This window comes from Mesorhizobium sp. L2C066B000, from assembly GCF_000502335.1.
Classification (GTDB): domain Bacteria; phylum Pseudomonadota; class Alphaproteobacteria; order Rhizobiales; family Rhizobiaceae; genus Mesorhizobium.
In genome coordinates, this window is record NZ_AYWZ01000004.1 from 462,365 (window position 1) to 488,140 (window position 25,776).

Genomic DNA, 25,776 nt, shown 5'->3' on the forward strand with positions numbered 1-25,776 from the left:
TGACACGCTCGGCCCGCTGCTTGCCAATGTCAGGCCAGAACCCACGACAGAGATCCTTGAGCGACGCCTCGTCGTTTAACTTTTTTGTACTGTTATCTACGTTCGACCATATTCGTCGTCTAAGCGAACGATATCATCCTCGGCGAGATAATCGCCGCTCTGCACTTCGATGATCACCAGGTCAATTCTGCCTGGGTTCTCGAGCCGATGCTTATGGCCGCAGGGGATGTAAGTAGATTCGTTTGTCCCCAGGAACAACTCCTGCTCGCCATTGACGATCTTGGCGGAGCCGCTGACCACGACCCAGTGCTCCGAACGATGATAGTGCATCTGCAGGCTCAACTGGCGACCGGGCTTCACCTCGATGCGTTTGATCTTGAAGCGCTCGCCTTCCTCCAGAACCGTATAGGAACCCCAGGGCCGGTGTACCGTGCTATGGACCAGATGAGCTTCATGTCCCGAAGCCTTGAGGCACTCGAAGAGCTTCTTAACGTCCTGAACGCGGTCGCGGGATGTGACAAGCAAAGCGTCCGGGGAATCCACGATCACCAGATCGCTTACGCCCACCGTGCCGATGACGCGCTTGTCGGAGCTCACATAGGTGCCGGTCGTGTCGACCATGTGCACATCGCCGTGTATCCTGTTCCCGCTTTCGTCGGGAGCGATCAAATCGGCCATTGCGTTCCAAGATCCGATGTCGCTCCAATCCATGTCGCAGGGAATCACGGCAAGTTTGTTAGTTTTCTCCATGACAGCGTGGTCGAGCGAGATCCGCGGCGCGGAACCGAAATGCTCAAGCGCGAGTTCGATTTTGGCAAAGCCTTGGCATTGACTGGCGCGGCCGTTCTCGTAGCTGTCGGCGACGGCCTGGAGCACCTCGGGACAATGCAAAACCATCTCGTCGAGCATGGTTTGCGCACTGAAGCAGAAGATGCCGGCGTTCCAGAAGAAGCGTTGAGACGCGACATAGGCTTTGGCTGTATCCAGATCCGGTTTTTCAACGAAACGGACGACGTTCTCACCATCTGCTTCGATGTAGCCGAATGCCGTGTCCGGTCTGGTTGGGGTGATGCCCAATGTGGCGATCCGCCCGAGCTTCGCATGTTCCATGGCCAGGCCCATGACGTCTAGAAACGCAGGCAGGTTGCTAATCAGGTGATCGGCCGGGAAAACGCACAGGATCGCGTCAGGGCCTTGCGTTACCCTCGCATGGATCGCGGCTGCAGCCACGGCGGCGGCCGTATCCCGAGCTTCGGGCTCGAGCAGAAAGGTGCGTGGCAGGACCACGGAATCCAGTTCGTCAAATTCGTCCTTGGTCAGGAAGAGGTGTTCCCCGGATGTCACAGCGACGAGTTCCACGACACCTTCTATCGAAGCGGCGCGCAGCACAGTGTGCTGAATGAGAGAATATCCATCCGCTACTTTGAGGAAAGGTTTGGGGTGCGATTGCCTTGAGGCGGGCCATAGCCGCGATCCGGCTCCGCCGCTGATGATCACGGGAATCACTTTCATAACTAACCTCGATTTCGTCTCTGGAGTGATCGCCCGCGTTCTTTCGAGCGTCAGCGTCACGATCGCCGTCGCTCTGGCTTGTCTGCGGCCCCCCGCGTAACAGCGAAGTTCTGGCGCGTTGCGGGCGGCGCCAGATGACGACCCTATCGGTAATGTACGACGCCTCCACTGGCGTCGATGAGAAATGCGCATTCAACTAAGCCTGTTGGTTGCCTCTGCCGAATTGCGCAGGTCGCGGGTCTTAACTGAGATCAGAGACTTGGCTGTCTTCTATCAAAGTCAAACGACTTGGCTCCTTCAGATCGAATTCAATTACCCGTGGTGCGAATAGACGTGCATATCGTGTAAAGGCGCTCGTCGGGGGAAACCGAATTACGGTATCGCAGCGCCCGAGAAGATACATCTCAACGAGGGCGGAAATTCCGCCGTCAATCCCGAGTGCTGCAGTGTGTAAGGGGCCACCTTGATTGGATCCGAAGTGCTTCGGGACAGTGAGCAGATCGGGAAACCTGGCCGACAGAAGATCCAGTATCCGCGCGCTGTCCGTGCATAAGAACAGCCGCACAGGCCTAGGGTGCGGTAACGCCTTAGCCTTCTCAATTGCAGCGCACACTTGCCGAACGGCGAGCTCCGGATCGGCCCAGTAGGGCGCATGCTCCATGATGTCTTCACCGTTGCCGTGCCGAACATGAATCCCGATGATGCTGTGCCCCTCAAAACATTCCTGATAAATGGCATCTATGCGGGCTTGAATTTCTGGCCGAGGCTTGACACTCTGGAACACCTGCCGCTCTGCTTCCTCATCGCACCGCCACATCAGACAAGCGTCACACACTACTGTGTTCGCTTCGACATCGTGTTCGGCCTGAAAGAGCTCGCCCAACTCATCGCGCTCTTGGAAAATCTGCTCATCTGGCCGGTAAAGGCACTCGATCGCCGGCCTGTTCCACCACTCTGGGAAGAATGGACCAGGGAAGGAAACGTCGTTGATCCGGTCGTCGGAAATAGCCGGCACCCCAGCGATGTCATTGATCGGCTGGAAGAACACCGGAAACGCATTTGTGAAGGGTTGGTCGAGGTAGCAGGCCCCCCGCCAGTCGATGGCTAGAGTTCGTCCCGACCGCTGCGCGTAGCGCCAAGCGGCCGCCAACGACCACAGACAATCACCGAACCCCGTACGCCTCCGAGAGACGACGAACCGGCGCTTTTCCAATCCACTAACATGCATTTTCGGAAATCTCGTTTCGGAGAGGAGGTTGCATCCGGTTTGGAATCCTTAGTCGACACTAGTAGACCCTGACGCCGGGCCCTTGGCCAGAGGCCGGGCCATAGGGCAGAAGAGCTCACTCAGCACTGCCCACTAATCCCGTGACGCTCGCAAAGCTTGAAGCCGATGCCCTCGCTTAGGGTTGCCCTCGCTTCCGGTTCAGCCTTCTCTACTGGGCCTCCGCCGCATATGTAAAATCTATTGAGTGGATGCCGGCCATCCATGTGTTGGATGCCATGATGAAGGGGCTCGGCTGACGCGGGCCCGGTCAATAGAGCCGAAACAGCCGGAAACGCTACGACACTGCCTGCCGAAGCAAATCATTCCGTCGACGCCGTACGCCAAGGGTGCAAGGCTGCATACAGCAACCGGTACCGGGCGAGATGAGGTCGACGGCTCGACGCGCCTGGAACCAGCTGATCGACAGAATCCGCAGTCGGCTCCCAAAGTTCTGCACGACCTGTGCCGGATGCTGTGGTGACGCTCGCGGCCACGAACTTTGTCCTCGCCCCGAACGGAAGCTCGCGCTACGACTCCGGGCCGGCGATGCGCCCCCGCTGCTCGCTCAGACCATCCATTCTGTGGATGCCCTTTATCCAAACAATCGATTTCACGGATCCAAACAATTCCCATTAGAAGACGCTGAAGCAAGAAAGAAAGGCGTCCTCACTCGCTGATAGAAGAGCAAATCAGCTGCAAGGTGCTGGGAGTACATGTCGCTCAGGGCGTGAGCTGAGCGGCACTCAGACCGCATGTACGAGTCCGACAGGTTAGCGGCGCGACTCTATTTTTGCTCGTGACTCTAAGCAGAGCAGGTGTGCTCGGCTGGCGGACAGTCAATGACGATCTTCGCGCCGCATCTGTCGAAGTGCTCCATAGGGCACGGGGCGGGCCGCACATTGTGTCGGCGTGGCGAGCCGGAGCCGAAACTTTAAACTTTAATTCAGCAGGAATAGAATGGGTGATAGCAGGAAAGTTGCTCTTATTACGGGCATAACTGGACAGGATGGTGCCTATCTTGCCCGTCTTCTTCTCAAAAAAGACTACATCGTTCATGGGATTAAGCGACGTTCCTCTTCCTTCAACACCGGTCGTATCGAAGACCTCTACCAAGACCCGCACGAATCCGATCCGCGCTTAATCTTGCATTACGGTGATCTCACTGATTCGACTAACCTCATCCGCGTGGTTCAGGAATCTCAGCCAGACGAAATTTACAACTTGGCTGCTCAGAGCCATGTCCAGGTGTCGTTCGAAACACCTGAGTACACAGCAAACGCGGACGGTATCGGTACATTGCGACTTCTTGAGGCGATTCGCCTCCTCGGTCTGACGGACAAGACCCGCTTCTATCAAGCCTCGACGTCAGAGCTATACGGCCTCGTGCAGTCCGTACCGCAGAACGAAACGACGCCCTTTTATCCGCGCAGCCCTTACGCCGCCGCCAAGCTCTACGCCTACTGGATGGTCGTCAATTATCGCGAGGGCTATGGTATGCACGCTTCCAACGGCATTCTTTTTAATCACGAAAGCCCCCTCCGTGGCGAAACTTTTGTGACGCGCAAGATCACCCGCGCTGCCGCTGCTATTTACCTGGGCAAGCAGGACAAGCTTTATCTCGGCAATCTCGATGCTCAACGCGATTGGGGCCATGCGCGTGAGTACGTGCGAGGTATGTGGATGATGATGCAGCAGGATCAACCGGATGATTACGTGCTGGCTACGGGCAAAACGACTCCTGTCCGCCAATTCGTCGAGTGGGCTTTCGAAGATGTCGGCGTCGAGATCGAATGGCGTGGCAAGGGTGTCGACGAAAAGGGCTATGATCTAGCGAGCGGCAGATGCCTAGTCCAAGTGGACCCACGCTACTTCCGCCCCACGGAAGTCGATCTTCTCCTGGGTGACGCTACCAAGGCGAAGGAGAAGCTCGGCTGGGTGCATGAGATATCCGTGCGCGACCTTGCTGCGGAAATGGTCCGCGAAGACCTGAAGGTCATGCAGACATCTGTAGTCATGAAGGAAGCGTAATGTATGATCTGAACGGAAAAACCGTGTGGGTCGCTGGCCACAAAGGTATGGTGGGCAGCGCTGTTGTACGCCGACTCGCGTCTGAAGACTGCAAAGTTGTGGCCGCCCCTCGCGGAGAGCTAGATCTCAAGCGACAGACCGAGGTTGAAAACTTCGTGGCAGTGATGAAACCGGACGCTATCATTATGGCGGCGGCAAAGGTAGGTGGTATTCTCGCGAACGCCACCTATCCGGTCGACTTTCTTTACGACAATCTGATGATCGAGGCCAATATCTTCGCGGCAGCCCACGAAAACAATGTCGACCGCGTCCTCTTCCTCGGCTCGTCTTGCATCTATCCGAAGATGGCACCACAGCCCATTCCTGAAAGCGCGCTTTTGACCGGGCCACTAGAGCGCACCAACGAATGCTACGCCGTCGCCAAGATCACCGGCATCAAAATGGCTCAAGCCTATCGCCAGCAATATGGCCGCGACTACATCTCCGCTATGCCGACGAATCTCTACGGGCCAGGCGACAATTATGACTTGCAGTCAAGCCACGTCATCCCAGCGCTGATCCGGAAAGCGCATGAAGCTAAGCTCATAAGTGATAAGCGAATCACCATCTGGGGCACGGGCACACCACGTCGGGAATTCATGCACGTCGACGACTGCGCCGACGCATTAGTCTTCCTTCTGAAGAACTACTCTGACCATGATCACGTCAATCTCGGCTGCGGACAGGACATCACGATCCTAGAGCTGACCAGAATGATCTGCCGTGTAGTCGGATTTACTGGGGAGATCGCGCATGATCACTCTAGACCTGACGGTACACCGCGAAAGCTGATGAGCGTCGACAAGCTGCGCACTTTGGGATGGGCAGCAAAGATCACTCTCATGGAAGGCATCGAGAGTGTCTATCATGCATTTCTGAATGGGAGCTACACCGAACGGCGATAGATAAGAGGATTTGCTGTACGCGCTTTCGGGACCCAGAGCTAATGTAGACTGAGACAATCACTCGATGGCGATAGCGCTCATGTGAGCCAGCCGCGAGGAGCCCTGCCGGGCCCGGACCCCATCCGCTCCAACTCGTCGCCGTGAAGGTCACGGTGCGCTGCCCACGCCGACGCCGACTGCGTCAATCCTCACAAGGGTAACCCTCGATAACCGAACGCGTCTACGGTAACCGAATGTACTTCTTGTTCTCGTCCGAGGGATCTGTCGATGGGCATTCCGGACGAGCCAAAGTTTGAGCATGTTACCCTCAAAACCCGGTTAGCAACGTCGGATTTGGTATGAAATTCGGAACAAGTGGATTACGGGGCCTGGCGACAGAATTGGCAGGAGCCGCCTCTGCCCTATATGCAACGGCATTCGCGACATTCCTGCTGGAATCCGGCCTGGCCAGAATTGGCGACGAGATACTCATAGGGCGCGACTTTCGCGCCTCGAGTCCGGCCATCGCCGCCGTCTGTGCGGCGGCACTGTCTGCGCTCGGCTTCATCGTAGTCGATTGCGGCGCCGTCCCCACCCCTGCCCTGGCACTGTATGCTCAGGCGCGTAAGAGTGGTTGTTTGATGATCACAGGCTCGCACATTCCGGCCGACCGTAATGGAATAAAATTCTATCGACCCGACGGTGAGATCGACAAGGGTGATGAGCGGGAGATAACGCGCATCGCCTTGCAGTTGGAGAAGCGCGGATACGTCCTTGAAGGTGCTGTTGCACGTCGGCAGCACCGGGAGGCCGAATGCAAGGCCTTTTTCATGGCGCGCAATCGAAAGCTTATGGAGATTAATGCTCTAAAGGGCTTAACGGTGGGCGTATATCAGCACAGCACAGTCGCGCGCGATCTCTTGGTTGACATTCTCTCATATCACTGTGCGACGGTCGTAACCCTGGGACGTTCGGAAGGTTTCATTCCTGTCGACACTGAAGCGGTCTCGGACGAGACTGCTCAACAGTTCAAGCTCTGGGCCAAAGAGCATCGGCTTGATGCGGTCGTCTCGGCAGATGGCGATGGTGACCGCCCACTGGTAGCTGACGACCACGGAGACCCCCTTCGCGGTGATTTGTTAGGCCTGATTACGGCGAACTTCCTGCAAGCGAAGGCAGTCGTCACGCCGGTCACATCAAACTCTGGTATCGAGACCGCAGGTTCTTTTAAAGTCGTGCGTACCAAGGTTGGATCGCCATTTGTTATTGCTGCCATGCTCGATTTGGTTGCGTCGGGTCACGAGCGCGTGGTTGGTTTCGAAGCAAACGGTGGTTTGTTGACCGGCACGGACTTTGACCCGAACGGAACTAAACTGCCAGCGCTACCTACACGCGACAGTTTTCTCCCCATCCTTGCGGCACTTTCCCTTGTTAATACAAGTGGGCAGCCACTGTCGGAGATTGGCAGTTCCTTTCAATTGCCAGCGGCGGTTGCGGATCGCTTGGAAAATTTTTCCGTCGAAAGCAGCACTCGCCTCATGACATACCTTCGTACAGCGGAAACTAACATCGCCGCCTTCGTCGGGTCGATTGGAGTGGTAAGCAAGGTTAGCGATGTTGACGGGCTTCGTATCACTCTCGCGGATAAGCGTGTCTTGCATTTGCGTCCATCCGGAAATGCCCCGGAAATGCGGTGCTACGTCGAAGCCGAAAATCGGGAGGACGCGGAGCTTTTGCTCCGGACTGGATTGGATCGAATTCGTAATTGGACGCAAGGCTAAATAAAAGCCGCCTCCCTGCGTATTCCAGGTGACCCTGGGGGTCGCACGAGCTACTCTAGCGCGATCAGAACGTCCACAGTGTCCCTGGCAGCTGTCCGCTTTGAAGCGAACCGGAACGCCCGTGGAAATGGCCGGGCGGTGGACGTGAGCCGATCCGTACCGGCCCGAAGCGTCCGGTAGCTCATGGTCAAGGCAGCGCCTTCCGGTAGCGAACAGCCGGTCCCGCACTCACCGCCTGTGCCGCATGTACGATGGCGTTGGTGTCCAGGCCGTGGTGACGGTAGAGGTCCGCAATAGTCCCCGTCTGGCCGAAATGCTCGACCCCGAGCGCCTTCACGCGATGCCCGTTAACCCCACCGAGCCACGCGAGCGTCGCCGGGTGGCCGTCGATCACGGTGACGATGCCGCAGTCACGCGATAGCGGCGCGAGCAGCCGCTCGATATGACTCAGGGCGCCAATCGCGCCACGCTGCCGGGCTCGTTCCGCCGCCTGCCAGCCCGCATTAAGCCGGTCCGCGGAGGTGATCGCGAGCAGCCCGACATCGCGCCGGTCCTCCGCCAGAAGACCCGTCGCGGCAATCGCCTCCGGCGCGACAACGCCTTGGTAAGCAATGACGACACTCGCGTTCGGCCCGGGCGGACGCAGCCAATAGGCGCCGTTGACGATGTCCCGCGCGAGCGCCGGTTTCATGTCGCGCAGCGGCTGCTCGAGCGGCCGGGTTGACAGGCGAAGATAGACCGATCCTCCGGTCTGATCGCGCAGCCACGTCATCTCATCCGGATCCCCCTCGCCATTACGTTGCATGTAATCGAAGGCAAAGCGCATGATCACGGACAGTTCGTCGACGAAGGCCGGTTCGAAGGCGCAAAGCCCATCCTGCGCCATGCCGATCAATGGGGTTCCGATCGACTGGTGTGCCCCGCCCTCGGGCGCCAGCGTCACGCCCGAGGGCGTTGCGACCAGCATGAAGCGCGCATCCTGATAGCAGGCGTAGTTTAGCTGGTCGGCCGATCGGTAGATGAAGGGATCATAGACTGTCCCGATCGGCAGTAGGCGCACGCCATTAATCGAGTGCGAGAGACCGAGCGCCCCGAGCATGATCATCAGGTTCGACTCGGCGATCCCGAGCTCGAGGTGCTGCCCCTTCGGCCCAAATTCCCAGGTAAAGGTCGACGGAATGCGTTCGGCCTTGAAGGTGTCCGCAATGGTCTCCCGGGCGAAAAGGCCGCGCCGGTTGACCCAGCCACCGAGATTGGTCGAGACCGTCACATCGGGCGAGGTGGTGACAATGCGGTCGGCAAGCAGACTGCGCTCTCGTGCGATGTCGTTCAGGATCTGGCCGAAGCCCATCTGGGTCGAGAGCGGCTTGCCGGGCTGCCCCGGTGACGGAAGGGTTTCGGGCACCGGCACCGACGGCGCAGACAGCCTCCTACGGCCCTCACTGAAGAACGGCGCCCTTGCGAAGAAGGCGTCAAGTTCCGCCTCCGGCAAGTTGGCGGCCGCCCATTTGTCCCACTCCTCACCCCGCTTTACGCCCATTTGCAGGCGGTAGTCTTCCATCTGCGTGGGCGTCATCTGCCCCGCGTGGTTGTCCTTGTGTCCGGCAAGCGGCAGACCGTAGCCCTTGATGGTGTAACAGATGAAGCAGACGGGACGGTCATGCCTGGACGCCGCCTCGAAGGCTTCGAGGAGGCTCGGCATGTCATGCCCGCCAAGGTTCGTCATCAACGCCTGCAACTCGTCGTCGGAGCGGCGTTCTATCAGAGTGGTTACCCGCCCTTGGTCTCCGATCTCGTCGAGCAGCCGCTTGCGCCAGGCAGCACCCCCTTGGAAGGTCAGCGCCGAATAGAGCTGGTTCGGACAGCGCTCTATCCACTCGAGCAGCTTCTCGCCCCCCGGCTCGGCAAAGGCAGCCTCTTGCAGAGCGCCGTGGCGCAGGACCATCACGTCCCAGCCGAAGTTGCGAAAAATCTGCTCGAACCGCTGCCAGAGGCCCTCCCGGATCACGGCGTCGAGCGACTGGCGATTGTAGTCGACCACCCACCAGCAGTTCCTGAGCCCGTGCTTCCAGCCTTCGATCAGGGCCTCGTAGATGTTGCCCTCATCCATCTCGGCGTCGCCGATCAGGCTGACCATTCGGCCCTCGGAACGCTCCTTCATCCAGCCGTGACCCGAGACGTAGTCCTGCACCAGTGACGAGAACAGCGTCTGAGCAACGCCGAGACCCACCGACCCGGTCGAGAAGTCGACATCGTCGACATCCTTCGTCCGCGAAGGATAGCTCTGCGCGCCCTTGTAGCCGCGGAAGTTCATGAGCTTTTCGTGAGTCTGGTTGCCCGCCAGATACTGAAGTGCATGGAAGATCGGCGCCGCATGGGGTTTGACCGCCACCCGATCCTGCGGGCGTAGGACCGAACCGTAGAGCGCGGTCATGATGGTGCTCAGCGACGCGGACGAGGCCTGATGCCCCCCGACCTTGATCTCATCGCCCTCGCGGACGTGGTTGGCGTGGTGGATCGTCCAGGCTGCGAGCCAGGAGACGCAGCGCTCGATCTCGTTCAGATATTCCAGTTTCCTCGTCATTCAGTTTCCCGCAAATCAGCTGCCGGTCTCACAGGACCCCCGCCCAAATGGTCAAAGATCGAGTTTCAACAAACCTGTCGCGCGCGACACGCAGGGGATGAAGCGGTGGCCGCGTGCCTCCTTGGACAGGACGGCATCCCGATGGATCGGCTGTCCCGCCAGCATTGCGCATTCGCAGGTCCCGCACACCCCATTCTCACACGAGGCCATCAACGGCACACCGGCCCCGCGCAGGGCCGCGAGCGCCGTGGTCTGCGCCGAAACCTCGACCATCCTGCCCTCACCCAGTTCTATGACGAATGGTTCCGGTGGCGCGCCATCAAACTCGGGAGGCTGGAAAGTTTCGAAATGAACAGTACCCTCGGGCCAGTGTTCGGCCGCGCGCCCCACAACCGCCATGAAGCCAGGCGGCCCGCAATAGTAAACCTGAGCCTCGGCCGAACGGTTCGCCAGCAGCGCGGCGATGTCCTGCCGGGTCTGAGGCTCGTCGTCGAAATGAATCCGCACATTGCCGCCGGGAAGATCGCGCCCGATCGCCGCCAAGAGTGGCGTGAGCGCCCGGCTGCGGGTGAAATAGTGCAACTCAAAGGGCTTGGCCTGCCGGGTGAGCGCGCGCGCCATGGCCAGAATCGGGGTGATCCCGATTCCCCCTGCCAGCAGCAAAGTCGGCCCCTCGCCTGGCTTGAGCGCAAAATGGTTGCGTGGCGCGGAGACAGGCAGTGTGGAGCCGACGGCAATGGTTTCGTGGATCCACGCCGAGCCGCCACGGCCGTCATTCTCGCGCTTCACCGCGATGGTGTAGCGGCCCAGCTCGGTCGGGTCGCCGCAAAGTGAATACTGACGCACCTTCCCTTCAGGCAGATGGACGTCGACGTGAGAACCCGCTTCGAACGCCGGCAGCACAGGTTTGCGTGGGTGTTTCAGGTCGATGACCAGCACGTCGCCCGGCTCCTTGCGGACGGCGGTCACGGTCAGCTTCATGATAATACGCGGCGAGGCCATGGCGTTTCACTCGTCGATGGGCAAGATCAGATCACCAGGGCGGATCACGCCCCCGACGTCGATTGTGCAGTTCAGGCCGGAGCGGTTCAGAAGCCCCTCGTAGAGACCCGAAAGCCCGAGCAACTCCTCGATATACTTGCACGGCACATTCATCCGGGCGGCCCTGAGAATCGTTTCCCCGACCCGGAAGCGTTTGCCGACAAGATGGCTAAGCGGAACGCCTCGTGTCGTCAGATTGCGCCGGTGATCCTCGGGTGCGAGCTTGGCCTTGAAGCCCGGAATTCTGGGTTCGCCCTGCGCGATGGCGTCCAAGACTTCAGCTTCGATCAGCGTCACTTCGCGAACGTCAGGACGCGCGGAATAGGTCCCCGTCCCCAGGTAGTAGCGGTCTCCGACAATGCCTTGGCCGGCAATAAGCTGCGCCTGCGCCAGCTCCTCCATTTCATAGGAGGCAGCGGGCGCGATATGGACGTGAAGCAGCTTTCCTCGCCAGGTCATCATCGCTCTCGGAAACCGTCTCGTGGAACCTGCTGCAAAACTGGCCTGATCAACAGCGCCAGTTGCATGGCATTTTCCCGGTCCAGTTGGCTGTCTGTAAAGAAATACGAGGAGTCTCGGACCGTTTTCAGCGCCAGCTTTCGACGTCGCCCCGTCTCAGTTGTTCCGCGCCGGCATCGCGTCTTGCACCTGCTTGACAACCTCTCGCAGGACCTCAACGCCCTTCCCGATCTGCCGAATGCTCAAGGCGGCATAGCCCATGACAAGTCCGACGCGATCGGTGCGGCCTTCGTCCGATGGCCGTTTGTAGAGCGGCGAGATCAAGTGTAGCCCCAGGCCAGCGTCGCGGGCGGATTCGACCAAGGCCGTTTCCCGCGATCGTGGCAGGTCATTGAACCAAACCGCGACGTGCAGTCCCGCATCAGCTCCCTGGACAGTGATGCGATCCCCGAAGCTGTGCTGCAAGGCACCCAACAACGTTTCCCGACGCTCGCCGTTCAGCCTGCGCACACGACGCACATGGCTTTCGTAGCCGCCGCTCTCGATCAACGATGCCAGCGCTTCCTGTTCAGCGACCGGCGAATGCCGGTCTGCGAATTGTTTGGCGGTTGCGAAGACCTCCTGCAATTCGGGCGGGAGGACGAGGTAGCCGATGCGCAGCATCGGCGAGAGCGTTTTGGAGATCGTGCCGAGATAGATGACAGCCCCGTGGTCCTCGAGACTGTGCAGCGGAGGGACCGGATTGATGTCGTAGCGATATTCGCTGTCGTAGTCGTCCTCGATCACATAGGCGTTGTTGTGCCGCGCCCATTCCAGAAGCTGATGGCGGCGCGCGATCGGCATGACGCCGCCCAGCGGAAACTGATGCGACGGCGTCACATAAGCCAGTCGTGCTCCGATCCCCGCCAGCAACTCGGTCCTCATCCCGTCTTCGTCGACGATGACCGGGATGGGTGAAGCACCCGTACTGGCAAAGACCTGACGCGCCATCCTGTAGCACGGATCCTCGATGACGAAGCGGTCGGCGGGATCGAGAAGCAGGCGCGCGCACAGATCAAGGCCCTGCTGCGAACCGCTGACGATGACGATCTGGTCGAGGTCGCAGCTCAGGGTCCGGGCGCGCCAGAGATATCCCTGAAGCGCCTGGCGGAGCCGGCGCGAGCCGCGAGGATCGTCATAGGCAAGACGCAGCGGGCGCTGCCCCATCGCCTCGTTCATCGCGCGTTTCCAGACCAATGATGGGAAATCCGACGGTGCCAGGTCGCCATAGCGGAACTCGACCTTCAGCCCAGTCGGCAGATAATCTGGCCAGGGTGACGTCGCGCGCAGCCGCTCGCCATATGCGGACAGGTGGATTGGGCCGACCCGTTTCGCGTGAGTGCGGCCCGTCTCATGGCCGATCAACGGAGACGCAACGCGAGGTCGCGCGCCTTGACGGGCTTCGATGAAACCCTCCGCAGCCAGTTGCTCATAGGCGACCGTCACCGTGGTTCGCGAAACGCCGAGGTCATTTGCCAGGGCCCGGGAGGATGGCAACTGACTGCCGGTTTCGTAGACGCCGCCGAGGATTTGCTCGCGAAGGGCTTCGTAGATCTGGCGTGCACCCATCGCATGCGAGCGCGCTGCAGACCCGGCACTTGAAGACTGGACCATCTCTTTCATCGCCAACTGGATATTTCACATTGGCCAGGTTGCCGTCAATCTTTCGGAACCCCAAGAAAGATCGCAGAGGCCGAATGACCAGCTCCCTTCAATCCGAAACCGATACTCCCACGGGGTCGCTCAACCGCACCAGCCCCGGATTTGCCACCCGGGCGATCCATCATGGCTACGATCCGGCCGGCTTTTCCAATGCCGTCCAGCCGCCAGTGTTCCTGACGTCAACCTATGGGTTCGAAAGCGTGGCAGCAAACGATGCCGCCGCCGCCCTTGGTGGACGGCTCTATGCGCGCGAATACAATCCCACGACCGAGATCCTCGAGCAGCGGCTCGCGATTCTGGAAGGAGCCGAGGCGGGGCTGGTTGTTGCCTCAGGGATGGCGGCCTTCGGCACTCTGATCCTGTCGCTGCTGTCCCAGGGCGATGAACTCATCGTCCACAAGACGCTTTATGCGAACACGCTTGCCATGGTCGAACAGGCGGTCCCCCGCTTCGGCATCAAGGTCGTCGCGGTCGATCTGTCAAATCCCCAAAATCTCGATGCTGCGATCACCGAGCGGACGCGGCTGGTTTTCTTCGAGACGCCGGTGAATCCGCTGAGCCGCATCCTCGACATAGCGGCAATTGCCGAGCGCGCTCACGCGCGCGGTGTAAGGGTTGCAGTCGACAGCACCTTCGCCTCGCCCGCGCTCCAGCGACCGCTTGAGCACGGGGCGGACATCGTGCTCCATTCGCTGACCAAGTACATCAATGGTCATGGCGATGCCCTTGGCGGGGCGCTTCTCGGCGACGCCCAAACGCTCCGTACGCTACATGAAACGGGCCTGCGCTACATCACCGGCGCAGCGCTCTCGCCGATGTCAGCTTTCCTGATCCTGCGCGGTCTCAAGACGCTGACGCTGCGTATGGAACGGCACAGCGCCACGGCCCTTGCGGTGGCTCGGGCGCTGGAAGCGCACCCGGCGGTGGCATTTGTGAGTTATCCGTTCCTGGACTCGCACCCTGATCAGGTGACGGCGCGAAAACAGATGTCCAACGGATCGGGCATGTTGGCCTTTGGCCTCCACGCTGGATACGAAGGCGCGCGCCGGATGATGGACCGGCTCAACCTGATCATTCGCGCCGTCAGCCTCGGCGATGCCGACAGCCTCATCTATCATCCAGCAAGCCTCACCCGTGCTCGGCAGCCGATCCGCAAGGATGCCCATTTGGCCGATGGAGTGGGCGAGGACCTCATGCGTCTCTCGGTGGGGCTTGAAGACGCTGATGATCTGATCGCCGATCTGCGGCGGGCTTTGGACGTCTTGTAATGACCTGGCATGCGGTCACCTCTGCGCTCACACATAGATCTGGAGCCTTGCCATGGCATTCCTGAGCGGTCTTTCCGCGTTCCCCATCACCCCAACCAATCGTGACGGCCGCGTCGATAGCGTTGCCCTGCGCAGGCTGATTGCTCGGCTTGGCATCGCTCAGGTCGATTCCATCGGTCTTCTCGGCAGCACCGGCACATACATCTATCTGTCGCGCGAGCAACGGCGGCGGGCGCTCTCCGAGACCTTGGACCAAACGGCGGGGCAAATGCCGGTCGTGGTGGGTGTGGGCGCGCTGCGCACCGATGAAGCCGTGGGGCTCGCGCAAGACGCCAAGGCCCTTGGAGCAGCTGCGGGTTTGCTTGCCGCCGCATCCTACACCCCGCTTACTGATGACGAGGTGCTAGAACATTTCTCCACTGTGGCGCGCGAAAGTGGCCTGCCGATCGTCGTCTACGACAATCCAGGAACGACGCATTTCCATTTCAGTCCACCCCTTGTCAGCCGCCTGGCAAAGGTGGCTGGGATTGTCGCCATCAAGAATCCGACAGACAAAAGCGATGCGATCAAGAACCACCTGACCGCCCAGAGGCGCACACTGCCGGAAGGGTTCTCGATTGGCTACAGCGGCGACTGGAACGCCGCCGAGGCCATGATCGCCGGGGCCGACACATGGTACAGCGTCCTCGCGGGCATCCTGCCCGAGGTCTGCATGACGATCGTCACAGCGGCGCAACAGGGGGATGCGGCCGAAGCGCGACGGATCAATGCCGCGCTGGTCCCGATCTGGAGCCTCTTCAAGGAGTTCTCGAGCCTTCGCGTCGTCTATGCACTCGCTGAATTGCTCGACATTTGTGCCGACCCCCCGCGTCCCATCCTGCCTCTGCCCCCAGCAGCGAAGCGCCAGATCGCCGCCGCGTTGAAAGGTTTGCCATCGGATGCCAGCCGGTGAACAGCAAACCTCGTTCGGCAAGTGAAAGGAAGTGTCATGTATTTACCCGCTCATTTCGAGAACTGATCGAAAACAACGCACTCGGCGTGCTGATAGCCATGGCTTGAGCGGTCTCGACGCCAATCACACCCCCTTCGAACTCGACAATCGACTGCGGAGGTACAGACTGCGCAGGGCACTCCGCCCATGCCGCACCGTTCGCCTTCAAACTAGGAATCGGTGGTTTATCCATTGGAATGGCATCGAGCCGGCGCTTTACTTTCCGGCCCGGTGCGCGCATTGAAGCCGGTGCCAATGCCGCCGGCGAACACCAGATTTCCGTCCTCGACATTCGCCAGAGCACGCTTCCCGACCGCCGTAACTGTTGCCGGGTTCGCAGCCGATGACGATGAACTCATCACTCAGCACGCATTTTGTCTCACCCATTCTTGGCGCCGGCCGGATCGATATGGACTGACACGCAGCTTGGAGACGATGCCCATCGAGGCCGAACTGGGAGACTTGCGCGAGAATGTCGCTGCCGCCGCTGATCTCGTCGCTCAGAACGATGCCGTTTGGCGGCGTCTCAGCAGGTTAACTAGCGCTTTGCGCCGATCGACGAGTGGCCGATCGCGAAGACCCTCGCCGTCGATCTTGAGCAGGTCGAAGCCGGCAAGCATGGTCCTGACGTCTCCCGCCGCGGCCAAGAGCCCGCTGAAGACTGGGAATGCGCGACAAGCCTTCTGGTCAACGACGAACGCCTCACCGCCTATTATCGCGTCCGAGGCGCCGAGCTCGGCCACCGCCCGGGACGATAGCCGGAAACCTGAGGGTCCAGTCGTGGAGGTTGCGGGTCGAGGTAGGCCCCCATCGATAGTAGTCCCATTTCATTTCGTGTAGCCAATCAGGGCCCTGCCGGACGCGGCCGACCAGCGGTCGATGTTCGCGACGACCCGAATGTCCAGTCTCGTGTAACCCAGCCTAAAGCGGCCTGTCCGCCCAAAAAATGACATTCAGTTGCCTCCAGCCTTTCGACACGACCCACTTCACGATCTCGTAACTCGCCAACCTAGCGGCTTGTTGCTTGAGCTGCGCGTTCCTACGGTGTGGTCGCTAGGCCTCAGCAACAAGAGCTCGGTTGCCAGGCGGGCGGAGGCTCAACGAGATAGCCAGCTCAGGACAAGGAGAGCAAGCAATGGTCGCTTTTACCCTCAATGGCGAGGCGCGAACACTCGACGTCGATCCAGAGATGCCGCTGCTCTGGGCGGTCCGTGACGTCATCGGACTCACGGGAACGAAATTCGGTTGCGGGCTTGCCCAGTGCGGCGCTTGCACGGTTCACGTTAACGGCATGCCGACGCGCTCGTGCCAGACCGCAGTCGGCGACATCGAAGGAGCCTCGATCACCACCATTGAGGGTGTGTCGGGCAAGATAGGCGAAACGGTCCAGGCCGTGTGGGCCGAGTTCGACGTACCTCAATGCGGCTATTGCCAGTCTGGCCAGATCATGTCGGCCGTGGCCCTCCTTACAGAAACGCCTAAGCCGACGGACGATGATATTGATTCGGCGATGAGCGGCAACCTCTGCCGCTGCGCCACCTATCATCGCATCCGCGCGGCCATCCACGAGACCGCCAACCGGCTGGAGACTTGAGGCATGTCGCAGTTTCTCTCGAAGCATACTGCCGTGCGGCCCACGCGCCGCTGGTTCCTCGTCGGCGCGGGCGTTACCACCGGCGGCCTCGCAGTGGGCTACCGGCCAGTGCTGGCCGCGCCCGACATCGCACAAACGACCCCTGCAAAGGTTCCGGCGAACCCCTTCCAGACCTATGTCGAGATCACAAAGGAGAACCGAATCATCATCCACTCCTCGCAGTTCGAGATGGGACAAGGCTCCTATTTCGGCATCGCCACCCTGGTTATGGAAGAGCTCGACGGCGACTGGGCGCAGGTGGACGTGGTCGGCGGATATGGCAATACCGCGTTCTACGGCAATCTCGCCTGGGGCGGGGCCGCACAGGCAACTGGTGGCTCCACGTCGATGGGCTCGTCGTGGGAACGCTACCGCAAGGCGGGTGCTGCCGCACGGGCCTTGCTGGTGGCGGCCGCGGCGCAGCGGTGGGACGTGCCAGCTGGCGAGATCAAAGTCGCTTCCGGGGTCGTGTCGCACGCCTCAGGGATGCAGGCGCGCTACGGTGACCTGGCTGAAGCCGCAGCGGGAATGCCGGTTCCCGACGACGTGCCGCTAAAGCCGCGCGACAAGTGGGCCCAGATCGGATCGGACAGCCTCAAGCGCTACGATTCCGCCGGCAAGACCAACGGCGCGCAGACCTACACGATCGACCTCATGATGGAGGGACTCCAGACGGCCGTTATGATCCATCCGCCGAAGTTCGGCGCCGAGATCGAGAGCTTCGACGCAACCAAGGCCAAGGCACTCGACGGCATTGTCGATGTCGTCCAGACGCCGCGAGGCCTTGCCGTGGTTGGCAGGGACACCTGGACGGCGCTGAAGGGCCGCGACCTCGTGGAGGTGACCTGGAACGAGGAGAAGGCCGAAGAGCGCGGCACGGCCGAGATCATGGCCGAATACAACAAGGCAGCAGACGATCTGGGCGCGGCCACCGCGCGCGACGACGGTAACACTCCCGCAGCGTTCGCCAGTGCTGAGAAAATCATCGAGGGGCACTACGAATTCCCCTATCTTGTCCATGCTTCGATCGAGCCACTCAACGCGGCCGCCCGAATCAACGAAGACGGCACCATCGATGTCTGGGGCGGACACCAGATGCCCGACCTTTATCAGGCGGCTGCCGCTCAGGTAGGCGGCACCACGCCGGACAAGGTGAGGCTGCACGTGATGAAGACCGGCGGCAGTTTCGGCCGCCGCGCGGTCTTGGATGCAGATGTCATTATCGAAGCTGTTTCCACAGCGCGTGCACTGGGACGCGGCAAGCCAGTGAAGGTGCAGTGGACCCGCGAGAATGACATGCGGGGTGGGCGGTACCGGCCGGCCTATGTGCACGCAGTCAAGGCGGGGCTCGACAAGAAAGGCAATGTCGTCGCTCTCCATGACCACATCGTGGGTCAATCGGTCTTGGGCGGTTCGACCTCTGCGGCGATGATCAAGAACGGCATCGATCCAACCTCCGTAGAGGGCGCCACCAACCTGCCCTATGCGATCCCGAACCTGAAGGTCGAGCTGACCACCACGGACGTGAACATCCCGGTGCTGTGGTGGCGTTCGGTAGGCTCCACCCACACCGCTTACGCGGTGGAAACCCTGATCGATGAGCTCGCCGCCGCTGCGAACCGTGATCCGGTCGACTTCCGCTTGTCAATGCTCGGTCACCATCCACGGCATGCCGCCGTGCTTAAAGTGGCTGCTGAGAAGGCAGGCTGGGACAAGCCTCTGCCGGAAGGCCGTTTCCGCGGCGTGGCCCTGCATGAAAGCCTCTCGACCTATGTCGCCGATGTGGTGGAGATCACCCTCAACGATGAAAATGGTTTCAAGGTCGACCGCGTCGTCTGCGCGGTAGATTGCGGCACCGCGATAAATCCTGACCAGATTCGCGCTCAGATGGAGGGCGGTATCGGATTCGGGCTAGGTGCGATCCTCCAGGAGGAGCTGACCCTGAAGGGCGGTGTCGTAGACCAAGAGAACTACGATACCTATACACCGCTCAGGATCGAGCAGATGCCGCGAGTCGAGGTGCACATTGTGCCGTCCGAGGAGCCGCCCACGGGAGTTGGTGAGCCAGGTGTGCCGCCGATTGGCCCGGCCGTCGCCAACGCGCTACGGGCGGCGACGGGCAAGACTATCCGCAAGCTGCCGATTATAAAGAACATGTCAGGAATGACACCATGAAACAGCCGCGATGAAGATCGCGCCGTTTTCGAACGCCTCCTGACAGGCGCTCATTTCCATGGGTCAAATTCCGGCGGCTGCCCGCTCCAATATCCGGTTTGGAGACGGCACCCCGTGTTCTGAACGACCACAGACGGGCCTTGGCGCCGGTTACCGCTTTCGAGACGCAAATGCGTCCACTCCATGAAGAGCACAACCGTATAGCACCAGGAAGGCTAGCTACCTCCATCGCTTCGGAGACCCAGGAACCCTCAGAAAACCGAACCTCCAGAGCTCAGAGGCGCTCGTGATCACAATCGCGCTGGTGCGTGGATCATTGTTCAGGGGTTTGTCAATAGGCAGGCGAGATGGCCGATCGACATGATCTTCGCCCGATGCCCTACAAACACAATGCCAGCCGCTGTCACGGAGTCGCGAAGACGAAGGCAATGAGGGTCGACGCCGATACTCATCGTTTGGTTGACAGAGCGCTTGGAATGCCATGCGCTTCAGATCGGAGTAGCCATCCGGGAAGCCTGAAGCGCTTTGAAAACGCATGTGCTGCGGCTGTTATTCATAGCGTGGATGACTTTGATCAAAACAATCGATTTCATCACTCTTCCGGAATCGTGCATGGACAAAAAAGAGCCTCACGCACCAATCACACGCTGCTCTAACGCGTGACGAAAGCTGCCTTAGGTATAATCCAAAGGAGAAAATCTTCGATGCGCCCTGACGTGCAGTGGAGGTCGTGCCGAGAAAGTGAGTTGCAACTGGCCGACAATGTCGCGCGGTGCGACCATGGTCGCTTCGGAGAATGAAATCGGGCCAGTTCACGGGGGCGGTACTGTTATTCGTCGACGGCCGCCCTTCCCAAGAACAGGCGGCATCGCAAGTTGGTTCTGCCGATGAAAACAACATCGCCGGATACATGTCAGCAGCCGCTCAGGATTGGATGATCCAGCCAAGCTCTCGGCGTGATGGCACTGTAGGCGTCACAGTCGAAGCATCTCATTGATCGTTTATGGGGCTTTCTTCGATGCCGCTGATGCCTGACGGGCGGTCGCAGCTGCAGGCGACAACACGGCCTATTTAGTTGGAACAGTCGAGGTAAGCCAATTTGGCTTCCCGTTACTATTTGGAGAAAGAAATGCTGTGTCTAGGAATCAGCGGCGGACTTGACCAAGTCCATGAAAACCGATTCGAGCGTCCGAACGCCTTTATGCACGATGGCGCCGCGGTGCTCGTCCGAGACGGAAAGGTGATAGCCGCCGTAGAAGAGGAACGCCTCAATCGAATCAAGCACTCGAACAAGCTGCCAAGTGGTTCGATTCAATACTGTCTCTCGACGGCCGGGGTTCAGCTCAGCGACATTGATCGTGTCGCGGTCTACGCCAGCGAGCCCTATGCCAACGCCATGCTTGAAGGTATGTCCGCTTCCCAACCGGACATTCTCTCCACTCCGTTGGATGCTAAAATGTTGGTGCAGAACCTGTTAGCGCGTGAGTTCGGCACTAAGTTGGACAGTTCGCGTATTTCATTCGTAGGTCATCATCAGGCGCACGCCGTGAGCGCCTTTGCAATGTCGGGCTTCGAACAAAGTCTCATTCTAGCGATTGATGGCTGTGGTGATTTCCTGTCGGGCCTTGTGGCGGTAGGGTCTGGCACAGAAATTACGCAAATCGAGGCTTTCCCGGAGGACAATTCTCTTGGGCTGTTTTATCTCGAGACGATCCGCTGTCTCGGCTACGGCATGTTCGACGAGTATAAGGTAATGGGACTCGCGCCCTATGGCGACCCCGCTCCCTATCGCGAGCTCTTCGAGCAGTTGTACGAGCTCTCCGCCAACGGTGGCTACCGTGTTCACCTCGACCGCATCGGTCCGGCGTTGCTCCGCAACATCGAGATCAGGCGAAAGGGAATGCCTTTCACCCAGCAGCATCGAGATGTGAGTGCGTCACTGCAGGAAGCGCTTGAGCGGATCGTGTTCCACATTCTCCGGCACCACCGTGAGGCCACCGGCATGAAGCGGTTGTGTCTGGCGGGAGGGGTAGCCCACAACTGCACGATGAACGGCAAGCTGCTGTATTCAGGGCTTTTCGAAGACATCTTCGTGCAACCCGCGTCTCACGACGCTGGCTGCGCATTGGGAGCTGCGCTGATAGTCTCTAACGAGATGGGCCGCCCCGCGCCGCGTGAGCGACTGCAGGAGGTCTATTGGGGTCCTGATCTCGGGAGCGACCGCGCCGTGGAACAGGAACTGAATGCATGGTCCGGACATCTCGAGGTTGAACGCTCTTATGACGTAGCGAGCAGTGCAGCCCACTGGATCACCAACGGCGCCGTGATCGGCTGGGTGCAGGGTCGTTCGGAGTTTGGGCCACGTGCGCTGGGCAACCGCAGCATTCTTGCCGACCCTCGGCCCGCTGCAAACAAGGACCGGATCAATGCCATGGTCAAGAAGCGCGAAGGCTATAGGCCTTTCGCACCATCTGTGCTGGAAGAGGATGCGAGCGAATTTTTCGACCTCCCGGACGGTAAGCACGAATTTCCATTCATGAATTTCGTCGTTCGCGTGCGTGACTCAAAGCGCGCCTTGTTGGGTGCCATTACGCACGTCGACGGTACGGCTCGGCTGCAAACAGTATCGCGCGATGCCAACCCAGCTTACTGGGAGGTCATCAATGCCTTCAAGAAGCGGACAGGCACTCCAATTCTGCTCAATACGTCCTTTAACAACAATGCTGAACCGATCGTGGATACGGTTGCAGACGCGATTGCCACATTTTTGACGACAGAGCTGGATGGACTTGTGGTCGGGCCCTTCCTGGTAAAAAAACGGGCTGCAACGCTGCAGGATTGGACTGCGCTTGCGATTTCATTGCCTCCCTCAGTCTCCCTCCATCAAACCCGTGCTTACACAGCGCGAGATCATCAGGAGACTGTCTGCGAGATTATTCCGAACCACTCCAGCATTGACAGTGTGCGAATTTCAAACGACTTGTTTAATCTACTGATGCGGATCGAGGGCGAAGCCGTGTTGCGAGATCACCTCAATATGATTGAGCCGGATCAGGCCAGGCATGCAGCTCTAATGGAGGGCCTGCGAAGACTGTGGGAGCAGCGCCTGGTTCGGTTGCATCCCTCACAAGCTGGTCGGATGGATCATGGGTCCGATCAAACGCTGGACCAGCCCAATAAGCAATCAGCCTGATAGAGATGCACCTCAAGCTCGGCCAATCAAGGGTGTTTGTCGACCCCGCCTGCGAGCTCCCGCTGTGATTACGGGGTCGTCGCCTACGCGGCGGCGCCCACCAACATCTCCATCAGTCGCTTCGGCGACAAAGCCAATCATATCCCGTAAGAGAAGTGCTTTCGGGCAAGGTCTGCAGGTTCAAGGAGTTCGTTGAAGGCGCCGCCAGCTGGAGCTGCGTCGAGCGCATCATCGCGCATGGTCGAGCTCGGCGCCCAAGGGAAATCGCCCAATTCGACACGCGTGCGTTTGCGCCTCATTCAAAACCGTTGCGCGGGTGGTCGAGGTGAAATCGGAAGTGCGTCTGTGCCAGCCGACGACGTTCCCGCAGCGCATCCTGCACATCGCCCTCGATCGCATTCCTCAACTCGCGGCATACGACGGGGCGCAGGCGCCGGAAACGAACCCGCCCACCGCAACCTGCAAACTCCCGCCTGTCCTCACGACGGAGCAATCCTTTTGCCTGACCAGGCGCGTGGAAAAGCATCACAAGGGTGACCACAGCGTCGCTTCAGGCCGTCAAACGCTATTGCCGTGCGTCAAGGCGGACTAGGTGACCCGTCGGGAAGCCGGCACCAGCGGCTTTGTCGGGACAAGACACATGCTATTGGGATTTGACCGCCGCAGCCGCGAGCATCGCTTCTCCCATCGCAATGGCCCCTTGGGCACGCAGCATTTCGCCAGGGTTCTGAATGTCGCGCAACTCTTTGTTCTGGCTGAGTTTTGATTTTCCAACCAGGCCGGTGATCTCGATCTCCAGGGCGACGATTGCCCTGACCATCGTGTCGATGAAGTCCTTCGGCGCGTCGCCCATCTTCCATGGGACCGGCTGCGAGGCTTCTTGCATGTGAGTGAGCTTCGCCACGTTGCGGCGCACATACCGCTCATCATCCCGGACAGTGATGCGTCCGTGGGCATGGACGACGAGATAGTTCCAGGTCGGCACCTGCTTGTGGAATTCATGCTTGCTCGGATACCAGTTCGGCGAGATGTAAGCGTCGGCCTCACGGAAGATTACGAGAACCTCATCGCCATTGGCGACTTCCTCCCAGACTGGGTTCTTGCGAGCGACATGGCAATTGAGAACGCCCTTGTCTCCCTTCGAGCGGTCAAGCTCGAAAGGGAGGTGGTTCGCGTCCAGCGTGCCTTTGCTTTGGGTGACGAGGATACCCAGCGGGTGTCTCTCGATAAGGTCAAACAGGGCGTTCTGATCAGGGACGGCAAAATGAGGCGGAACGTACAACGGTTTATCTCCTGTCGCGAATGTGCGGTTGTTAGTAATCGGCGGGGCCTTACGGAACGTGCCCCTGAATCTTCGCTGCCGTCGACGAGTGCCCCGGATTTCGGTATCCACCACGCTCAAGCACCGCCATCGTGAAGTGGGCGGGCACATCAGATGCCGCCGCATATGAGTGAGGTTGGTCAGTGACAAGCCGCGCACTCTCGCCTTCGCTTAAAATTTCCACGTGGGTACCTACCACAACGCTCAGGGCACCCTGACTGACCGAGATCAGCTCGCGCGTATCCGGACTATGAGCGTCCGCGGAAAACACATCGCCCGGCATCATGACCCAGCTCCACAGTTCGAACATCGTGCGTCCCGAGGTCGACGAATGCAGTTGCGCAGAGCTTCCCTTGGCGCTCGTCCAAAGCCTCCTGGTCTCTGTCCGCTCGATGGGAAGGCGCACCGTGGAAGGGTGCTCGTTCAACAAATCGGCCACCGAGAGCGAAAACGCCGCCGCCAGCCGACACAGTATGCCGATACTGGGGTTCGCCCTACCCTGCTCCAGCGCGACCACGGTTCCCTTCGATAGGCCACTTAGTTTAGCCAGGCGATCCAGGGTCAGGCTTTGGTCACGCCTCAAGTCTCGGATCCGGGCTGCTATCGCTTGCCCAAGCGCTTGCTCGGCATCAAACGCTTCCGTAACATTGGTCATTATATTGACTTGGGTCCTCGGCTCACGTATTGCGGTCAGTATAATGACCGGCACGAAATTGCAACTGCCCGTTAGGAAGGAATAACCGATGCGTTTTGAGACGAAGGCGATCCACTGCGGCCGAGGTGTCGACGCGTCCACGGGGGCCGTATCCATGCCGCTGCACACCAGCACGACGTTCGAACGAGGCGCCAACGGGTCATTTCCGTCCGGCTTCGAATACACAAGGGATGGAAATCCGACACGCAATGCGTTCGAGGCGGCCATGGCGACGCTTGAGGGAGGGGGAGACGGCATCGCCTTCGCTTCGGGCATGGCCGCAATCGCTGCAGTTTTCGAGAGCCATCCGTCGGCGGGTCGGATCGTTCTGCCGGATGACATGTATTTCGGCATTCGTTCGCTGATCGAAGAGACCGACATTGGGTCTCGCTTCGACTTTGCCCCCGTCGACATGCGCGATTTGGACGCTTTGCGCGCCGCGGTGACATCGAAGCGGACTGGCCTCGTCTGGGTCGAGACGCCGTCAAACCCGATGATCCGCGTTGTCGACATTGCGGCCATCTGCGCAATCGCGCACGAGGCAGACGCCTTGGCGGTGGTGGACAATACGTGGGCCACCCCAGTGCTTCAACTGCCACTCGAAATCGGGGCAGACGCGGTGATGCACTCGGCGACAAAGTACATTGGCGGCCACTCGGATTTGATGGCCGGTGTCGTCATTGTCCCAAACGCGTCACCCCTCGGTCGCCCATTGCGGATGGTCCAGAAACACAAGGGCAGCGTCGCAGCGCCCTTCGACTGTTGGCTGGCGTTGCGGGGCCTGCAGACATTGCCGGTCCGCATGCGCGCCCATTGCGAAGGCGCCCAGAAAGTGGCCGAGGCCCTGGCGTCTCATCCGCGCGTCGAAAAAGTGCTCTTTCCTGGTTTGCAAACTGATCCGGGACACGATCTTGCTACGCGGCAAATGAGCCATTATGGAGCGATGCTATCCTTTATCGTCGAGGGCGGAGCCGATGCTGCAATGGCCGTGGCCGGCCGCCTGAAGATTGTTGTCCGGGCGACAAGCCTTGGCGGCACGCATTCTCTGATAGAGCATCGCGCATCCGTTGAAGGTGCGAAGTCCAAAGCGCCAGGCGGATTGCTGCGAATTTCTGTAGGGCTTGAACATCCTCAGGACATTATAGATGACCTGATGCAGGCCCTAGGCGAAACCTGCAAAGCGGGAGTCCAATGACGGGTGCAAG

At 59.8% G+C, this 25,776-nt stretch carries 18 protein-coding genes; 10 read left to right on the plus strand and 8 right to left on the minus strand.

The window, feature by feature from the left end:
- Window positions 1-96 precede the first annotated feature (96 nt).
- Entirely contained in the window at window positions 97-1,512 is a 1,416-nt protein-coding gene (locus X733_RS151885) for a mannose-1-phosphate guanylyltransferase/mannose-6-phosphate isomerase (RefSeq protein ID WP_023818727.1), read from the minus strand.
- A 241-nt stretch (window positions 1,513-1,753) separates the two neighbouring features.
- Window positions 1,754-2,740 (minus strand): nodulation protein NodZ, encoded by a 987-nt coding sequence (locus tag X733_RS151880; RefSeq protein ID WP_023708037.1) that lies wholly within the window; start codon window positions 2,738-2,740, stop codon window positions 1,754-1,756.
- Between the two features lie 996 nt (window positions 2,741-3,736).
- On the opposite strand from X733_RS151880, the gene gmd reads away from it, so the two are divergent.
- From gmd to X733_RS151865, 3 genes are all read left to right on the plus strand, one after another.
- On the plus strand, window positions 3,737-4,807 hold the full coding sequence (gmd, locus tag X733_RS151875; RefSeq protein ID WP_023672397.1) for a GDP-mannose 4,6-dehydratase: 1,071 nt from the start codon (window positions 3,737-3,739) through the stop codon (window positions 4,805-4,807).
- Complete coding sequence (locus tag X733_RS151870) at window positions 4,807-5,751, plus strand: GDP-L-fucose synthase (protein WP_023672396.1); 945 nt, start codon at window positions 4,807-4,809, stop codon at window positions 5,749-5,751. The genes gmd and X733_RS151870 overlap by 1 nt, the downstream gene beginning before the upstream one ends.
- A gap of 338 nt (window positions 5,752-6,089) precedes the next feature.
- Window positions 6,090-7,511: a phosphomannomutase gene (locus X733_RS151865; protein ID WP_023746211.1), complete on the plus strand. Its 1,422-nt coding sequence runs from the start codon at window positions 6,090-6,092 to the stop codon at window positions 7,509-7,511.
- Window positions 7,512-7,698: 187 nt separating this feature from the next.
- On the opposite strand, the gene X733_RS151860 is transcribed toward X733_RS151865, so the two are convergent.
- The 4 genes from X733_RS151860 to X733_RS151845 all read right to left on the minus strand — a co-directional run bounded on the left by X733_RS151860 (window position 7,699) and on the right by X733_RS151845 (window position 13,257).
- Window positions 7,699-10,095, minus strand: coding sequence for a transketolase (locus X733_RS151860; RefSeq protein WP_023818728.1), 2,397 nt, complete (start codon window positions 10,093-10,095; stop codon window positions 7,699-7,701).
- A 51-nt stretch (window positions 10,096-10,146) separates the two neighbouring features.
- Window positions 10,147-11,097 carry a PDR/VanB family oxidoreductase gene (locus X733_RS151855; RefSeq protein WP_023672393.1) on the minus strand — a complete coding sequence of 317 codons (951 nt, stop codon included), beginning with the start codon at window positions 11,095-11,097 and terminating at the stop codon, window positions 10,147-10,149.
- A gap of 6 nt (window positions 11,098-11,103) precedes the next feature.
- Window positions 11,104-11,595, minus strand: a complete 492-nt coding sequence (locus X733_RS151850; protein ID WP_023711837.1) for an MOSC domain-containing protein — start codon at window positions 11,593-11,595, stop codon at window positions 11,104-11,106.
- 156 nt (window positions 11,596-11,751) lie between these two features.
- On the minus strand, window positions 11,752-13,257 hold the full coding sequence (locus tag X733_RS151845) for a PLP-dependent aminotransferase family protein (RefSeq protein ID WP_032911116.1): 1,506 nt from the start codon (window positions 13,255-13,257) through the stop codon (window positions 11,752-11,754).
- Between the two features lie 74 nt (window positions 13,258-13,331).
- On the opposite strand from X733_RS151845, the gene X733_RS151840 reads away from it, so the two are divergent.
- The 6 genes from X733_RS151840 (at window position 13,332) to X733_RS151810 (ending at window position 23,148) form a co-directional block, all read left to right on the plus strand.
- The gene (locus X733_RS151840; protein WP_023750580.1) at window positions 13,332-14,564 is read left to right on the plus strand and encodes a PLP-dependent aspartate aminotransferase family protein; all 1,233 of its coding nucleotides are present in this window, start codon (window positions 13,332-13,334) and stop codon (window positions 14,562-14,564) included.
- A 52-nt stretch (window positions 14,565-14,616) separates the two neighbouring features.
- Window positions 14,617-15,516 (plus strand): dihydrodipicolinate synthase family protein, encoded by a 900-nt coding sequence (locus X733_RS151835; RefSeq protein WP_023747238.1) that lies wholly within the window; start codon window positions 14,617-14,619, stop codon window positions 15,514-15,516.
- A gap of 1,174 nt (window positions 15,517-16,690) precedes the next feature.
- On the plus strand, window positions 16,691-17,149 hold the full coding sequence (locus tag X733_RS151825) for a (2Fe-2S)-binding protein (protein WP_023689394.1): 459 nt from the start codon (window positions 16,691-16,693) through the stop codon (window positions 17,147-17,149).
- Window positions 17,150-17,152: 3 nt separating this feature from the next.
- Window positions 17,153-19,363: a xanthine dehydrogenase family protein molybdopterin-binding subunit gene (locus X733_RS151820; protein WP_023818730.1), complete on the plus strand. Its 2,211-nt coding sequence runs from the start codon at window positions 17,153-17,155 to the stop codon at window positions 19,361-19,363.
- A gap of 1,129 nt (window positions 19,364-20,492) precedes the next feature.
- Entirely contained in the window at window positions 20,493-22,556 is a 2,064-nt protein-coding gene (locus tag X733_RS151815; RefSeq protein ID WP_023708043.1) for a carbamoyltransferase, read from the plus strand.
- Window positions 22,557-22,881: 325 nt separating this feature from the next.
- Window positions 22,882-23,148 (plus strand): hypothetical protein, encoded by a 267-nt coding sequence (locus tag X733_RS151810; protein ID WP_155924197.1) that lies wholly within the window; start codon window positions 22,882-22,884, stop codon window positions 23,146-23,148.
- A 51-nt stretch (window positions 23,149-23,199) separates the two neighbouring features.
- Here X733_RS151810 and X733_RS151805 read toward each other — a convergent pair whose 3' ends face one another.
- Together X733_RS151805 and X733_RS151800 are read right to left on the minus strand one after the other, a co-directional pair.
- Window positions 23,200-23,838 carry an FMN-binding negative transcriptional regulator gene (locus X733_RS151805; RefSeq protein WP_023672382.1) on the minus strand — a complete coding sequence of 213 codons (639 nt, stop codon included), beginning with the start codon at window positions 23,836-23,838 and terminating at the stop codon, window positions 23,200-23,202.
- A 49-nt stretch (window positions 23,839-23,887) separates the two neighbouring features.
- Complete coding sequence (locus tag X733_RS151800) at window positions 23,888-24,673, minus strand: XRE family transcriptional regulator (protein ID WP_245274422.1); 786 nt, start codon at window positions 24,671-24,673, stop codon at window positions 23,888-23,890.
- 13 nt (window positions 24,674-24,686) lie between these two features.
- On the opposite strand from X733_RS151800, the gene X733_RS151795 reads away from it, so the two are divergent.
- Window positions 24,687-25,766, plus strand: a complete 1,080-nt coding sequence (locus X733_RS151795) for an aminotransferase class I/II-fold pyridoxal phosphate-dependent enzyme (RefSeq protein WP_245261060.1) — start codon at window positions 24,687-24,689, stop codon at window positions 25,764-25,766.
- Window positions 25,767-25,776 lie beyond the last annotated feature (10 nt).

Excerpts from the sequence above, each read along its gene's own strand:
- X733_RS151825 (WP_023689394.1), top strand. The coding sequence starts at position 16,691 with ATGGTCGCTTTTACCCTCAATGGCGAGGCGCGAACACTCGACGTCGAT.
- X733_RS151865 (WP_023746211.1), top strand. The coding sequence starts at position 6,090 with ATGAAATTCGGAACAAGTGGATTACGGGGCCTGGCGACAGAATTGGCA.
- X733_RS151885 (WP_023818727.1), bottom strand. The coding sequence starts at position 1,512 with ATGAAAGTGATTCCCGTGATCATCAGCGGCGGAGCCGGATCGCGGCTA.
- X733_RS151815 (WP_023708043.1), top strand. The coding sequence starts at position 20,493 with ATGCTGTGTCTAGGAATCAGCGGCGGACTTGACCAAGTCCATGAAAAC.
- gmd (WP_023672397.1), top strand. The coding sequence starts at position 3,737 with ATGGGTGATAGCAGGAAAGTTGCTCTTATTACGGGCATAACTGGACAG.
- X733_RS151820 (WP_023818730.1), top strand. The coding sequence starts at position 17,153 with ATGTCGCAGTTTCTCTCGAAGCATACTGCCGTGCGGCCCACGCGCCGC.
- X733_RS151835 (WP_023747238.1), top strand. The coding sequence starts at position 14,617 with ATGGCATTCCTGAGCGGTCTTTCCGCGTTCCCCATCACCCCAACCAAT.
- X733_RS151840 (WP_023750580.1), top strand. The coding sequence starts at position 13,332 with ATGACCAGCTCCCTTCAATCCGAAACCGATACTCCCACGGGGTCGCTC.
- X733_RS151845 (WP_032911116.1), bottom strand. The coding sequence starts at position 13,257 with ATGAAAGAGATGGTCCAGTCTTCAAGTGCCGGGTCTGCAGCGCGCTCG.
- X733_RS151795 (WP_245261060.1), top strand. The coding sequence starts at position 24,687 with ATGCCGCTGCACACCAGCACGACGTTCGAACGAGGCGCCAACGGGTCA.
- X733_RS151860 (WP_023818728.1), bottom strand. The coding sequence starts at position 10,095 with ATGACGAGGAAACTGGAATATCTGAACGAGATCGAGCGCTGCGTCTCC.
- X733_RS151850 (WP_023711837.1), bottom strand. The coding sequence starts at position 11,595 with ATGACCTGGCGAGGAAAGCTGCTTCACGTCCATATCGCGCCCGCTGCC.
- X733_RS151870 (WP_023672396.1), top strand. The coding sequence starts at position 4,807 with ATGTATGATCTGAACGGAAAAACCGTGTGGGTCGCTGGCCACAAAGGT.
- X733_RS151855 (WP_023672393.1), bottom strand. The coding sequence starts at position 11,097 with ATGGCCTCGCCGCGTATTATCATGAAGCTGACCGTGACCGCCGTCCGC.
- X733_RS151880 (WP_023708037.1), bottom strand. The coding sequence starts at position 2,740 with ATGCATGTTAGTGGATTGGAAAAGCGCCGGTTCGTCGTCTCTCGGAGG.